The following is a 13,348-nucleotide window of genomic DNA, read 5'->3' as shown; positions in this document are numbered from 1 at the left end:
AGGCGGCGCAACCGCCAGGTCGCGCCGCCGAAATCAAATACGCCGGGCGGCGTAACGCTTGAGCATGCTCGGTACGTCGAGGATCAACGCAATGCGACCGTCACCGGTGATGGTGGCGCCCGACATGCCCGGCGTGCCCTGGAGCATCTTGCCCAGCGGCTTGATCACCACCTCTTCCTGGCCCACCAGCTGGTCGACCACGAAACCGATGCGCTGGGTGCCCACGGAGAGGATCACCACATGCCCTTCGCGCTGCTCCTCGTGCGCCTGGTCCTGGACCAGCCAGCGCTTGAGGTAGAACAGCGGCAGCGCCTTGTCGCGCACGATCACCACCTCCTGGCCGTCGACCACGTTGGTGCGCGACAGGTCCAGGTGGAAGATCTCGTTGACGTTGACCAGCGGGAAGGCGAACGCCTGGTTGGCCAGCATCACCATCAGGGTCGGCATGATCGCCAGGGTCAGCGGCACCTTGATGACGATCTTCGAGCCCTGGCCCTTGGCCGAGAAGATGTTGATCGAGCCGTTGAGCTGGGAAATCTTGGTCTTCACCACGTCCATGCCCACGCCGCGGCCGGACACATCGGAGATTTCGGTCTTGGTCGAGAAGCCCGGGGCGAAGATCAGGTTGTAGCAATCCGACTCGCTCAGGCGGTCGGCGGCATCCTTGTCCATCAAGCCCTTTTCCACGGCCTTGGCGCGCAGGATGTTCGGGTCCATGCCCTTGCCGTCATCGGAAATCGACAACAGGATGTGGTCGCCTTCCTGCTCGGCCGAAAGCACCACGCGGCCAGTGCGCGACTTGCCGGAGGCCTCGCGCTCCTCGGGGGTCTCGACACCATGGTCGACCGCGTTGCGCACCAAGTGCACCAACGGGTCGGCCAGGGCCTCGACCAGGTTCTTGTCCAGGTCGGTTTCTTCGCCGACCAGTTCCAGGTTGATCTCTTTCTTGAGCTGGCGCGCCAGGTCACGAACCAGGCGTGGGAAGCGGCCGAAGACCTTCTTGATCGGCTGCATGCGGGTTTTCATCACCGCGGTCTGCAGGTCGGCGGTGACCACGTCGAGGTTGGACACGGCCTTGGACATGGCCTCGTCGCCGCTGTTCAGGCCCAGGCGCACCAGGCGGTTACGCACCAGCACCAGTTCGCCGACCATGTTCATGATCTCGTCCAGGCGTGCGGTGTCGACGCGTACGGTGGTTTCCGCCTCGCTGGCACCATGCTTCTCGGGTGCAGCAGCGGGGGCGCGGGCCGCTGCGGGGGCAGCAGGCTTGGCGGCGGCAGGTGCAGGTGCAGGTGCAGGTGCAGGTGCAGGTGCAGGAGCAGGAGCAGGCTTTGCCGCAGAGGCGGCTACTGCGGCTACAGCTGCGGGCGCCTCGGCAACGACCGCATCGCTGGAAAACTTGCCCTTGCCGTGCAACTGGTCGAGCAGCGCTTCGAACTCGTTTTCGGTGATGTGTTCGCCCGCAGCACCCGCCGGTGCGGCGGTACCGGCGGCGGCGGCGACCCCAGGCAACGCGTCGACGGCGAAGGTGCCCTTGCCGTGCAACTGGTCAAGCAGCGCCTCGAACTCGGCATCGGTGATTTCATCACCTGCCGGTGCAGCCACGCTGGTCTCGGGCTGGGTAGCGGTGATCTCGGCAGAGAACTGGCCTTTGCCGTGCAACTGGTCGAGCAACGACTCGAATTCGGCGTCGGTGATTTCGTCACCGCCACCGCTGGTGACTTCGCCTTGCAGCTGCTGGGCAGCCTCGGCCTCGGCCTTGACCGCATCGAGCGAGTCGAGCAGTTGTTCGAATTCGGTGTCGGTGATATCGGCCTCGGCAGCAGGTGCCTCAACCGCGGCAACCGGTTCGGCGACTGCGACTGGCGCATCGTTGCCAGCGGGCTCTGCCAGGCGAGACAGCGCCGCCAGAAGCTCCGGCGTGGCCGGGGTGATGTCGGTGCGCTCGCGGACCTGGCCGAACATGCTGTTCACCGTATCCAGTGCCTCGAGCACCACATCCATCAGTTCCGCATCGACCCGGCGCTCCCCTTTGCGCAGGATGTCGAACACGTTCTCTGCGATATGGCAGCACTCCACCAGCTCGTTGAGCTGGAGGAAGCCGGCGCCCCCTTTTACAGTGTGAAAACCGCGGAAGATCGCATTGAGCAGGTCGGCATCGTCGGGCCGGCTTTCCAGCTCGACCAGTTGCTCGGACAGTTGCTCAAGGATTTCGCCGGCTTCTACCAGGAAATCCTGGAGGATTTCTTCATCGGCGCCGAAGCTCATTAAACGTGCTCCCTAAAAACCCAGGCTGGACAGCAGATCGTCGACATCGTCCTGACTGGACACGACGTCTTCACGCTTATCGGCATGAATCTGCGGACCTTCACCCCGAGTCGGATGTTTTTCTTGATCTTTTTCAGCACGCAACTGCTGGTGGTCATGTTCGATACCGGCAAAGCGGTCGACTTGACTGGCCATGAGCACGAGCTTGAGCAGATTTTTTTCGACTTCGGTCACCAGCGCGGTGACGCGCTTGATGACCTGGCCGGTCAGGTCCTGATAGTCCTGAGCCAGCAAGATATCGTTGAGATGGCTGGCGACGTCGCGGTTGCCCTCGGCACTGCGCGCCAGGAAAACGTCGACGCGCTTGGCCAGCTCACGGAACTCCGGCGCTGCCACTTCCCGGCGCATGAAGCGCTGCCAGTCGGCCGACAGGGCCTGGGCCTCGCTCGCCAGGTCGTTGAGCACCGGGGTGCTCTGCTCGACCAGGTCCATGGTGCGATTGGCCGCGTTCTCGGTCAGCCGCACCACATAGGACAGGCGTTCGGTAGCGTCGGTGATCTGCGACACCTCCTCGGCCTGCGGCATGTGCGGGTCGATCTGGAAGTTGACGATGGCACTGTGCAGCTCACGGGTGAGCTTGCCGACTTCCTGGTACAGGCCACGGTCGCGGGTCTGGTTGAGCTGGTGGATCAGTTGCACCGCGTCGCCGAACTGGCCGCGCTCCAGGCTCTGCACCAGTTCTTCGGCATGCTTCTTGAGGGTCGACTCGAACTCCCCCAGAGAATCGTTCTTGGATTCCATAGCGCCCCCTGACGTGGCTCAGCCGTTGACGCGCTCGAAGATCTTCTCGATCTTTTCTTTCAGCGCCAAGGCAGTGAACGGCTTGACCACGTAGCCGTTGACGCCGGCCTGGGCCGCTTCGATGATCTGCTCGCGCTTGGCCTCAGCGGTCACCATCAGCACCGGCAGGTGCTTGAGGCGTTCGTCGGCGCGTACCGCGCGCAGCAGGTCGATGCCAGTCATGCCAGGCATGTTCCAGTCGGTCACGAGGAAGTCGAAGGGCTCGCTGTTGAGCATCGGCAGTGCCGTGTTGCCATCATCGGCCTCTTTGACGTTGGTGAAGCCCAGGTCACGCAACAGGTTCTTGATGATCCGCCGCATCGTCGAGAAGTCGTCAACGATGAGGATTTTCATATCTTTGTTCAATTAGACCTCCAAGCAGTCTTTAACGCGCTCGGCGCCGAGCGCGCGCTCAATCAATTCGGTACAACCTGCAACGACTGCAATGAAACCTTCGCTCAACGCGCCCGCCATTCCCCAAGGCGGCTGCGCAGGCGTGCCGCGCACTGGCTGTGCAACTGGCTGACCCGTGACTCGCTGACCCCCAGCACCTCACCGATCTCCTTGAGGTTCAGCTCCTCGTCGTAGTACAGCGACAGTACCAGGCGCTCGCGCTCCGGCAGGTTGGCAATCGCCTCTGCCAGGGCCGACTGGAAGCGCTCGTCTTCCAGATCACGCGAAGGTTCCAGCTGGCCGCTGGCACCGTCCTCGTGCAGCCCTTCATGTTCACCGTCCTGCAACAGGTCGTCGAAACTGAACAGGCGGCTGCCCAAGGTATCGTTCAAAATCCCGTAGTAATCATCGAGACTCAATTGGAGTTCGGCAGCAACCTCGTGATCTTTAGCGTCACGACCCGTTCTGGCCTCGACGCTGCGCATCGCGTCACTGACCATGCGCGTGTTGCGGTGCACCGAACGCGGCGCCCAATCGCCCTTGCGCACCTCGTCAAGCATCGCGCCGCGGATGCGGATGCCGGCATAGGTCTCGAAGCTGGCGCCCTTGCTGGCGTCGTATTTGTTGGCCACTTCCAGCAAACCGATCATGCCGGCCTGGATCAGGTCCTCGACCTGCACGTTGGCCGGCAGGCGCGCCAGCAGGTGGTAGGCGATACGCTTGACCAGCGGCGCATAGCGCTCGATCAGCTCGTACTGGGCATCCTTGGACGCCTTGCTGTACATCTTGAAACCGCTCGAACTCATAGCACCGGCCCTGCGCTGGTGGGTTGCACCAGGCGTTCGACGAAGAACTCAAGGTGACCGCGCGGATTGGCTGGCAGCGGCCAGCTGTCGACCTTCTGCGCGATGGCCTTGAAGGCCAGGGCGCACTTGGAACGCGGGAAGGCTTCGTACACTGCCCGCTGCTTCTGCACCGCCTTGCGCACGCATTCGTCGTATGGCACCGCGCCGACGTACTGCAGGGCCACGTCGAGGAAACGGTCGGTGACCTTGGTCAGCTTGGCGAACAGGTTGCGCCCTTCCTGCGGGCTTTGCGCCATGTTGGCCAGCACGCGGAAACGGTTCATGCCGTAGTCGCGGTTGAGCAGCTTGATCAGCGCGTAGGCGTCGGTGATCGAGGTGGGCTCGTCACATACCACCAGCAGCACTTCCTGGGCGGCGCGGACGAAACTGACCACTGAGTCACCAATACCCGCAGCGGTGTCGATCACCAGTACGTCGAGGTTGTCGCCGATCTCGCTGAAGGCTTGGATCAACCCGGCATGCTGGGCCGGAGCCAGGTGCACCATGCTCTGGGTGCCAGAGGCCGCCGGCACGATACGTACCCCGCCAGGGCCTTGCAGGAGTACATCGCGCAGCTCGCAACGGCCTTCGATGACGTCGGCCAGGGTGCGCTTGGGTGTCAGGCCCAGCAGCACGTCGACGTTGGCCAGGCCCAGGTCGGCATCCAGCAACATGACCCGGCGGCCGAGTTCGGCCAATGCCAGGGACAGGTTCACTGAAACGTTGGTCTTGCCGACGCCACCTTTGCCACCGGTCACGGCGATCACCTGTACGGGATGCATGCTACCCATTTCTGTTCTTTACCTTGTTTCGCGTGGAACCAGTCCACTTGAAGGGTCTTGCCCGGTACCTAGGGTCGGTAGTGAAACCGCCTGCGCGATGATCCTGCTGCGTTGAAAGCAGGACCTCCGCTCGGCGACTTTTCGTACACACCCTTCCGCCACTCATGGTTCAACCCGCACGCTTGCCGGGGTTGTGGTAGAGGTCAGCGAACATGTCGGCCATGGCTTCTTCGCTGGGGTCTTCCTGCAACTGCACGCTCACTGCCCGGCTTACCAGCTGGTGCTTGCGCGGCAGCTGCAGGTCGTCAGGGATGCGTGGTCCATCGGTCAGGTAGGCAACCGGCAGTTGATGACTGATGGCCAGACTCAGCACTTCGCCGAGGCTGCCCGTTTCGTCGAGTTTGGTCAGGATGCAACCGGCCAGCCCGCAGCGCTTGTAGCTGTGGTAGGCAGCGGTGAGCACCTGCTTCTGGCTGGTGGTGGCCAGTACCAGGTAGTTCTTGGCGGCGATGCCGCGGCTGGCGAGGCTCTCCAGCTGCATGCGCAGGGCCGGGTCGCTGGCTTGCAGGCCGGCGGTGTCGATCAGCACCACGCGCTTGCGCAGCAGCGGCTCCAGGGCTTGGCCGAGGGACTCGCCGGGGTCGACGTAGGTCACCGGAACGTTGAGGATCCGCCCCAGGGTCTTGAGCTGTTCCTGGGCGCCGATGCGGAAGCTGTCCATGCTCACCAGGGCGATGTTCTGTGCGCCGTACTTAAGCACATAGCGCGCCGCCAGCTTGGCCAGGGTCGTGGTCTTGCCCATGCCGGCCGGGCCGACCATGGCGATCACCCCGCCCTCCTCGATCGGCTCTACCTCAGGCACGTCGAGCATGCGCGCCAAGTGTGCCAGCAGCATGCGCCAAGCCTGGCGCGGCTCCTCGATGCCGGCGGTCATGTCGAGCAGTTCACGGGCGATGGGCCCGGACAGGCCAATACGTTGCAGGCGGCGCCACAGGTTGGCCTGTTGCGGCTGACTGCCTTGCAGCTGGCTCCAGGCCAGCGAGCCGAGCTGCACTTCGAGCAGTTCGCGCAGGCCGGAGAGCTCCGAACGCATGGCGTCGAACAGGCGCGGATCGACCGGCGCAGGCGTCGGCGCCTTGACGGCGGCCGGCGGCAACTCCACATGGGGTTCGATCAGCGGCTCCGAGGCGGTCAGCGAAAGGCCGGCGAACAGCTGGCGGTTGCCATCCTCGGTATCGTTGCGGCTGCCGAGCTCCGCCTGGGCGGTGGCGATACGCGACTGCGTCTTGCGCAGCTCGTCCTCGAGCTCGGCATTGGGCACGCGCGGGGCCAGCGCGGACAGCTTGTAGTCCAGCGCGGCGGTCAGCTCGACGCCACCGGCAATGCGCCGGTTGCCGATGATAGCGGCATCGGCGCCCAGCTCATCGCGGACCAGCTTCATGGCCTGACGCATATCGGCGGCGAAAAAACGCTTAACTTGCATAACCCACTACCTCAGCCATTAGGGCCCACGGTGGCAACGATGGTGACTTGCTTGTTGTCCGGTATCTCCTGATACGCAAGGACATGCAGGTTCGGTACGGCAAGACGGCCGAAGCGCGACAGCATGGCGCGGATCGGGCCAGCCACCAGAAGAATGGCAGGTTGACCTTGCATCTCCTGGCGCTGCGCCGCTTCGATCAGCGAACGCTGCAGCTTCTCGGCCATGCTCGGCTCCAGGAGAACACCGTCTTCCTGGCCCTGCCCGGCCCGTTGCAAACTATTGAGCAAGATCTGTTCCAACCTTGGCTCCAGCGTGATGACAGGCAGCTCCGACTCAGTGCCGACAATGCTTTGCACGATGGCGCGACACAATCCGACGCGCACCGAGGCCACCAGCGCGGCGGTATCTTGACTCTTGCCCGCGTTATTCGCGATGGCCTCGGCAATGCTTCGAATATCGCGCACCGGCACCTGCTCGGCAAGCAGAGCCTGAAGGACCTTGAGCAGGCCTGACAAGGAAATGACACCCGGCACCAGTTCCTCGGCGAGCTTGGGCGACGCCTTGGACAGCACTTGCAGCAGTTGCTGCACTTCTTCGTGGCCGATCAGCTCGTGGCAATGCTTCTGCAGAATCTGGTTGAGGTGGGTGGCGACCACGGTACTGGCGTCCACCACGGTGTAGCCCAGCGACTGCGCCTGGGCGCGCTGGGCGATGTCGATCCACACCGCTTCCAGGCCGAATGCCGGGTCGCGTGCGGCGATACCGTTGAGGCTGCCGAACACCTGGCCGGGGTTGATCGCAAGTTCGCGGTCCGGGTAGATCTCGGCCTCGGCCAGGATCACCCCCATCAGGGTCAGGCGATATGCGCTGGGCTGCAGGTCGAGGTTGTCGCGAATATGCACGGTGGGCATGAGGAAGCCCAGGTCCTGGGACAGCTTCTTGCGCACACCCTTGATTCGCGCCAGCAACTGGCCGCCCTGGTTGCGGTCCACCAGGGGAATCAGCCGGTAACCGACTTCCAGGCCGATGGTATCGATCGGCGTCACATCGTCCCAGCCCAGTTCCTTGGTTTCCAGGGCGCGCTGCGGCGAGGGCAGCAGGTCCTGCTGGCGCTGGGCTTCCTCCAAGGCTACGACCTTGGCCTTCTGCTGCTTCTTCCACACCAGGTAGGCGCCACCTGCGGCCATCAGGCCGAGGCTGAGAAAGGCGACGTGGGGCATGCCAGGCACCAGGCCCATGACGATCATCAGCCCGGCAGATACCGCCAGGGCCTTGGGCGAGTCGAACATCTGCCGGTTGATGAGTTTGCCCATGTCCTCGGAACCCGAGGCGCGGGTGACCATGATGGCCGCGGCAGTGGACAGCAGCAGCGAAGGCAGCTGCGCCACCAAACCGTCACCGATGGTCAGCAGGGCGTAGACCCTGCCGGCGTCGCCAAAGGTCATGCCGTGCTGCAACATGCCGATCAGCATGCCGCCAATCAGGTTGATGAACAGGATCAGCAGGCCGGCGATGGCGTCGCCGCGCACGAACTTGCTGGCACCGTCCATCGAGCCGTAGAACTCGGCCTCCTGGGCCACCTCGGCGCGACGCGCCTTTGCCTGGGCCTGGTCGATGAGGCCGGCGTTGAGGTCGGCGTCGATGGCCATCTGCTTGCCGGGCATCGCGTCGAGGGTAAAGCGCGCGCTGACCTCGGAGATACGCCCGGCACCCTTGGTGACCACCACGAAGTTGATGATCATGAGGATGGCGAACACCACCGCACCGACCACGTAGTTGCCGCCGATGACCACATCGCCAAAGGCCTGGATCACCTTGCCCGCAGCGCCATGACCTTCCTGCCCATGGAGCAGTACCACGCGGGTGGAGGCCACGTTCAGCGCCAGGCGCAGCAGCGTCGCGACCAGCAGGATGGTGGGGAATGCGGCGAAGTCCAGTGGGCGCAGGGCATACACGCAGACCAGCAGGACCACGATCGACAGCGCGATGTTGAAGGTGAAGAACACGTCCAGCAGGAACGGCGGGATCGGCAACATCATCATTGCCAGCATCACCAGCAGCAACACAGGCACGCCCAGGTTGCCCCGACCGAGGCCGGCCAGGTTGTTTCGGGCGTTGCTGATTAACTGGGAGCGATCCACCACGATTCCTCTTCAAGCAAAACTTTGACGCCTGGACGGCGCTTGGCCGTGGCTTTGCAAGAAGCTTTCCAACTTTTGCACAAGGCGCAATCCTCAGCGGTGAATGGCTCAAGATCGCGGATTGCGTCGCAGTGATGCCGGGCCCCGGAACATTCGCCTCGCCGCCTGCTCTGATCGAGATTACCCTGGCGGCGAATCAATGACTTCAACCTCACGGTCGTTTTGGAAAGGACACTATGGATCACCGAATCATCATCGTAGGAGCGGGCATCACCGGTAGCGCAATGGCCCGCGCACTCGGCGCGAAAGGCATCGAGCATGTCGTGGTGGAGAAACGAACGGTGGCTGCCGATGACGGCCTGGCAATCAACCTGCCAGGCAATGCGATCGCGGCGCTCGATCGCCTGGGGCTCGCCGAAGAGGTGATGAGGCTGGGCACTCCCGTACGTCGACGCGAGTACCGCACAGGCTCGGGGCGCCTTTTGTTCCAAGTCGATGAGGACGCGTTCTGGGGAGCCTCCATGCGGCCCCATGCGATGCTGCGAGGCGACTTGCTGCGCCTGCTCGCCAGCGACCTGCCGGAAGCCTCCGTACTGCGCGGCTGCGCCATCGCCGAGCTGAGCCAGGACGAGCAGAGCGTCACGGCGTCGCTGGACGACGGGCGCATGCTCAAGGCCGGCCTGGTCATCGGGGCTGACGGCGTGCACTCGCGAACCCGTGAAACCCTGCTGTTGGCCGACCAACGCAAACCCTCGCTGATCGGCAGCGCCAGTTGGCGCTTCATGGTGCCGAACCCTGGCGTGGATTGCTGGACCGTGTTCGCCTCTGCTGGCACGGTGATCCTTCTGATGCCGGTGAACCAAGGCCAGGCCTACGGTTGGGCCATGACCGAGCAGCCCTCGAGCGGCAATACCCCGGCAGGCCTGGAAAGCGCCTTCGCCACCTTCCCCAGCGTGGTACGCCAAGCCATCGGCGCAGCGCTGGCAGAGCCCTCGCGCCTCTACCATTCGCCTCTGCTCGACGTTCGTACGCCAGAGTGGTCTCGCGGCCGCATCGTGCTGGCCGGCGACTCGGCCCACGCCATGGCGCCGGTCTGGGCACAAGGCGCAGCGCTCGGCCTGGAGGACGCGCTGGTGATGGCCGAGGAGCTGTCCGGCACATCGGACTGGATGCAAGCAATCCAGAAATACGAGGCGCGGCGCAAACCTCGCGCCGCCCATGTGCAGGCCGCGACCGACGGCATGTCGCGGGCCGCCAAGCTGCCGCAATGGCTTCGTTCGCTGGTCCTGCCCATCGCCGGGCCAAAACGCTACGCCTCGACTTACGAGCCCCTGAAAAATTGGGTTTGAACCTTGGAGACGAAGCTCAACTATCGCGCTGCAAATCCGGCGGAATCGGCAGGTCTGGCTTGAGCGGCTCCGGCGCCTTGCCCTTGCCGGAACGGTACTGGCGGATCTGGAACACGTACGCCAGGACCTGCGCCACGGCCAGGTAAAGCCCCGCCGGAATCTCTTGCTCGAGCTCGGTGGAGTAGTAGATCGCCCGGGCCAACGCGGGCGATTCGAGAATCTGCACCTTGTGCGCGACGCCGATCTCGCGAATCTTCAGTGCCAGGAAGTCGGTCCCCTTGGCCAGCAGCAACGGCGCCGCCCCGCCCGTCTCCGGGTCGTACTTGAGAGCCACGGCGTAGTGGGTCGGGTTGGTAATGATGACGTCGGCTTCCGGCACTGCCGCCATCATGCGTCGTTGCGATGCCTCGCGCTGCAACTGGCGGACGCGCTGCTTGACCTCTGGCTTGCCCTCGGTGTTCTTGTATTCATCGAGCACCTCCTGCTTGGTCATCTTCAGCTTGTTGTGCGCCTGCCACATCTGGAACGGCACGTCCACGGCGGCGATCAGCAACAGGCTCGCCGCCATCCACAAGGCACTCCAACCGACCACCTGGACACTGTGGATGATCGCCTGCTCCAGTGGCTCGTTGGCGATCGCCAGCAATGCTTCACGGTCGTGGGCCAGCACGACGATCGCCACGACCAGGACCAGAAAGAACTTGGCGACCGCCTTGAGCAGCTCGGTCAGCGAGTGCAGCGAGAACATCCGCTTGATCCCCGCCAGGGGGTTCATGCGGCTGAACTTTGGTTGCAGCAGAGAACCGGAGAACAGAAAGCCGCCCAAGGCGATCGGCCCAATGAACGCCAGCACGAACAACAAAACCAGTACCGGCTGGGTCGCCCAGATGGCCATCTTGCCTGAGGCCAGCAGGAATGCCCCCATGGCTCGCTCGTCCACCAGCACCTCACGCGACAGCGTGAAGTTCATGCGCATCAGCGCCATCAGCGTCTCGGCCAGATAACCGCCGAACGCCAACAAGCCGCCAGCACCGCCCAGGGTCAAGGCAAAGGTATTGAGTTCCTTGGAGCGGGCGATCTCGCCCTTTTCCCGTGCGTCGCGCTTGCGCTTTTCAGTGGGTTCCTCTGTCTTGTCCTGGCCGCTCTCGCTCTCTGCCATGATCGCTAGGCCCGTGCCAGTTCACGCAGCCATTGCAGCGCTTCGCTGGCCAACAGCTGGTAGTGCGAAAGAACATCGGCAAGCCCGATCCAGAAGATGCCCAGGCCCAGTACCACGGTCAGGGGGAAACCGATGGAGAAAATGTTCAATTGCGGCGCTGCACGGGTCATCACGCCAAAGGCGATGTTGATCACCAGCAGCGCGGCGATCACCGGCAGGATCAAGATCAGGCCCGCGCCCAGCACCCAGCCCAGTCGCCCGGCGATTTCCCAGAAATGCCTGACCACCAGGGCATTGCCGACCGGCAGCGTGGTAAAGCTCTCGGTGAGCACCTCGAACACCACCAGGTGGCCGTTCATCAGCAGGAACAGCACGCTCACCAGCATGGTCAGGAACTGGCCGACCACCGCCACGTTGACACCGTTGGCCGGGTCGATCATCGAAGCCATCGCCATGCCCATCTGGATGGCGACGATCTGCCCGGCGATGACGAAGGCCTGGAACAGCATCTGCAGCGAGAAGCCGATCACGGCGCCGACGATGATCTGCTCGGCGCACAGCAGCAGGCCGTGCAGGCTCAAGGGCTCGAACTCCGGCAGCGGCGGCAGGCCCGGCACGATCACCACGGTGATGGCCACCGCAGCGTACAGACGGATACGCGCGGGCAGCATGCGCGTGCTGAAGATCGGCATGGTCATCAACACCGCCGCCACGCGAAACAGCGGCAGCATGAAGGTGGCGACCCAGGTGCCGATCTGCGCGGCGCTCAATTCCAGCATGGCGGCATCACCCGACCAACTGCGGAATGCTGGAGTAAAGGCCGATGAAGTACTCCATGAACTTCTGCACCAGCCAAGGCCCTGCGAAGATCAGGGTCACCAGCATCACCAACAGGCGCGGCAGAAAGCTCAGGGTCTGTTCGTTGATCTGCGTGGCGGCCTGGAAAATCGCCACCACCAGGCCCACCAGCAAGCTCGGCACCACCAGCACGGCAACCATCAGCGCGGTCAGCCACAGGGCTTCGCGGAACAGGTCGACGGCAACTTCGGGGGTCATGGGCAACTCTCCTTGAGGGCGTCAGACGCCGCCGAAACTACCGGCCAGGGTGCCCATGATCAGCGCCCAGCCGTCGACCAGCACGAACAGCATGATCTTGAACGGCAACGAGATGATCAGCGGCGACAGCATCATCATACCCATGGCCATCAGCACACTGGCGACCACCATGTCGATGATCAGGAACGGGATGAAGATCATGAAGCCGATCTGAAACGCGGTCTTGAGCTCGGAGGTGACGAACGCCGGCACGAGAATCGTCAGCGGCACCTGGTCGGGCCCGGCGATATCGGTACGCTTGGACAGGCGCATGAACAGGTCCAGGTCGCTTTGCCGGGTTTGCGCCAGCATGAAGTCCTTCAGCGGGCCCTGGGCCTTGTCGATGGCCTGTTGGGCGGTCATCTGCTCGTTCAGGTACGGCTGCAGGGCGTCGCGGTTCACCCGGTCGAATACCGGCGCCATGATGAACATGGTGAGGAACAGCGCCATGCCGGTAAGCAGCTGGTTCGACGGGGTCTGCTGCAGGCCCAGGGCCTGGCGCAGGATGGAGAAGACGATGATGATGCGGGTGAAGCTGGTCATCAGGATGACGAACGCCGGAATGAAGCTCAGCGCCGTCATGATCAGCAGGATCTGCAGGCTGACCGAGTATTCCTGCTGGCCATCCGCCCCGCTGGACAGGGTAATGGCCGGGATCGACAGCGGGTCGGCGGCCAGGGCCAGCGGCGCCAGCATCAGCAGCGCCAGGGTCAACAGTAAGCGCGGCGCGCCGGTCATCACGTCTTGTCCTTCTGGTCCTTGCCCATCAGCTCAAGCAGCCGCTGGGCGAATTCCGGCGCCGCCGGGCGCGCACTGGCAGGCATTGGCACCGGCTCCGCCAGCACGTGCAGGGCTTCGATGCTGCCCGGACTGTGGCCGATCAGGATCTGCTCCTTGCCCACCTGCACCAGCAGCAGTCGGTCACGCGGGCCGATGGCACGGCTGCTGACGATCTCGATCACTTGGCCGCCGCGTGGCGAGGCGACCTGCATG

Annotated in this window: 13 protein-coding genes; 1 reads left to right on the top strand and 12 read right to left on the bottom strand. The window is 63.8% G+C overall.

Going from position 1 to position 13,348, the window contains the following annotated elements:
• Positions 1 to 33 precede the first annotated feature (33 nt).
• The 7 genes from RAC97_RS19200 to flhA all read right to left on the bottom strand — a co-directional run bounded on the left by RAC97_RS19200 (position 34) and on the right by flhA (position 8,752).
• The gene (locus RAC97_RS19200) at positions 34 to 2,268 is read right to left on the bottom strand and encodes a chemotaxis protein CheA (RefSeq protein WP_375101237.1); all 2,235 of its coding nucleotides are present in this window, start codon (positions 2,266 to 2,268) and stop codon (positions 34 to 36) included.
• A gap of 12 nt (positions 2,269 to 2,280) precedes the next feature.
• Positions 2,281 to 3,069, bottom strand: coding sequence for a protein phosphatase CheZ (locus tag RAC97_RS19195; protein ID WP_375101238.1), 789 nt, complete (start codon positions 3,067 to 3,069; stop codon positions 2,281 to 2,283).
• 18 nt (positions 3,070 to 3,087) lie between these two features.
• A complete protein-coding gene (locus tag RAC97_RS19190) occupies positions 3,088 to 3,462 on the bottom strand; it encodes a chemotaxis response regulator CheY (RefSeq protein WP_177182950.1) in 375 nt (124 codons plus the stop codon).
• A gap of 104 nt (positions 3,463 to 3,566) precedes the next feature.
• Positions 3,567 to 4,307 (bottom strand): RNA polymerase sigma factor FliA, encoded by a 741-nt coding sequence (gene fliA / locus RAC97_RS19185; protein ID WP_375101239.1) that lies wholly within the window; start codon positions 4,305 to 4,307, stop codon positions 3,567 to 3,569.
• Entirely contained in the window at positions 4,304 to 5,137 is an 834-nt protein-coding gene (gene fleN / locus RAC97_RS19180) for a flagellar synthesis regulator FleN (RefSeq protein WP_016393812.1), read from the bottom strand. The genes fliA and fleN overlap by 4 nt, the downstream gene beginning before the upstream one ends.
• 160 nt (positions 5,138 to 5,297) lie before the next feature.
• Complete coding sequence (flhF, locus tag RAC97_RS19175; RefSeq protein ID WP_375101240.1) at positions 5,298 to 6,611, bottom strand: flagellar biosynthesis protein FlhF; 1,314 nt, start codon at positions 6,609 to 6,611, stop codon at positions 5,298 to 5,300.
• 11 nt (positions 6,612 to 6,622) lie between these two features.
• Positions 6,623 to 8,752 carry a flagellar biosynthesis protein FlhA gene (flhA, locus tag RAC97_RS19170; protein WP_375101241.1) on the bottom strand — a complete coding sequence of 710 codons (2,130 nt, stop codon included), beginning with the start codon at positions 8,750 to 8,752 and terminating at the stop codon, positions 6,623 to 6,625.
• Between the two features lie 236 nt (positions 8,753 to 8,988).
• Between flhA and RAC97_RS19165 the strand changes: the two genes are divergently transcribed.
• A complete protein-coding gene (locus RAC97_RS19165) occupies positions 8,989 to 10,101 on the top strand; it encodes an FAD-dependent monooxygenase (RefSeq protein WP_375101242.1) in 1,113 nt (370 codons plus the stop codon).
• A 16-nt stretch (positions 10,102 to 10,117) separates the two neighbouring features.
• On the opposite strand, the gene flhB is transcribed toward RAC97_RS19165, so the two are convergent.
• From flhB to RAC97_RS19140, 5 genes are all read right to left on the bottom strand, one after another.
• Complete coding sequence (gene flhB / locus RAC97_RS19160) at positions 10,118 to 11,260, bottom strand: flagellar biosynthesis protein FlhB (protein ID WP_375101243.1); 1,143 nt, start codon at positions 11,258 to 11,260, stop codon at positions 10,118 to 10,120.
• Positions 11,261 to 11,265: 5 nt separating this feature from the next.
• Complete coding sequence (gene fliR, locus RAC97_RS19155; RefSeq protein WP_375101244.1) at positions 11,266 to 12,039, bottom strand: flagellar biosynthetic protein FliR; 774 nt, start codon at positions 12,037 to 12,039, stop codon at positions 11,266 to 11,268.
• 7 nt (positions 12,040 to 12,046) lie between these two features.
• Positions 12,047 to 12,316, bottom strand: coding sequence for a flagellar biosynthesis protein FliQ (fliQ, locus tag RAC97_RS19150; protein WP_375101245.1), 270 nt, complete (start codon positions 12,314 to 12,316; stop codon positions 12,047 to 12,049).
• A gap of 21 nt (positions 12,317 to 12,337) precedes the next feature.
• A complete protein-coding gene (fliP, locus tag RAC97_RS19145) occupies positions 12,338 to 13,093 on the bottom strand; it encodes a flagellar type III secretion system pore protein FliP (protein WP_375101246.1) in 756 nt (251 codons plus the stop codon).
• Positions 13,093 to 13,348, bottom strand: a 256-nt coding sequence (locus RAC97_RS19140) for a FliO/MopB family protein (RefSeq protein WP_379671501.1), incomplete at its 5' end; no start/stop codon positions are given. The genes fliP and RAC97_RS19140, both read right to left, overlap by 1 nt.

Source organism: Pseudomonas sp. LS_2, assembly GCF_042709235.1.
Classification (GTDB): Bacteria; Pseudomonadota; Gammaproteobacteria; order Pseudomonadales; family Pseudomonadaceae; genus Aquipseudomonas.
Note: the sequence above shows the minus strand (reverse complement) of the source record. Positions and strands in the feature narration are given on the sequence as shown.

Bases quoted from the DNA above. Each gene is read 5' to 3' on its own strand.
- RAC97_RS19200 (WP_375101237.1), bottom strand. From the start codon at position 2,268: ATGAGCTTCGGCGCCGATGAAGAAATCCTCCAGGATTTCCTGGTAGAA.
- RAC97_RS19195 (WP_375101238.1), bottom strand. From the start codon at position 3,069: ATGGAATCCAAGAACGATTCTCTGGGGGAGTTCGAGTCGACCCTCAAG.
- RAC97_RS19190 (WP_177182950.1), bottom strand. From the start codon at position 3,462: ATGAAAATCCTCATCGTTGACGACTTCTCGACGATGCGGCGGATCATC.
- fliA (WP_375101239.1), bottom strand. From the start codon at position 4,307: ATGAGTTCGAGCGGTTTCAAGATGTACAGCAAGGCGTCCAAGGATGCC.
- fleN (WP_016393812.1), bottom strand. From the start codon at position 5,137: ATGGGTAGCATGCATCCCGTACAGGTGATCGCCGTGACCGGTGGCAAA.
- flhF (WP_375101240.1), bottom strand. From the start codon at position 6,611: ATGCAAGTTAAGCGTTTTTTCGCCGCCGATATGCGTCAGGCCATGAAG.
- RAC97_RS19165 (WP_375101242.1), top strand. From the start codon at position 8,989: ATGGATCACCGAATCATCATCGTAGGAGCGGGCATCACCGGTAGCGCA.
- flhB (WP_375101243.1), bottom strand. From the start codon at position 11,260: ATGGCAGAGAGCGAGAGCGGCCAGGACAAGACAGAGGAACCCACTGAA.
- fliR (WP_375101244.1), bottom strand. From the start codon at position 12,039: ATGCTGGAATTGAGCGCCGCGCAGATCGGCACCTGGGTCGCCACCTTC.
- fliQ (WP_375101245.1), bottom strand. From the start codon at position 12,316: ATGACCCCCGAAGTTGCCGTCGACCTGTTCCGCGAAGCCCTGTGGCTG.
- fliP (WP_375101246.1), bottom strand. From the start codon at position 13,093: ATGACCGGCGCGCCGCGCTTACTGTTGACCCTGGCGCTGCTGATGCTG.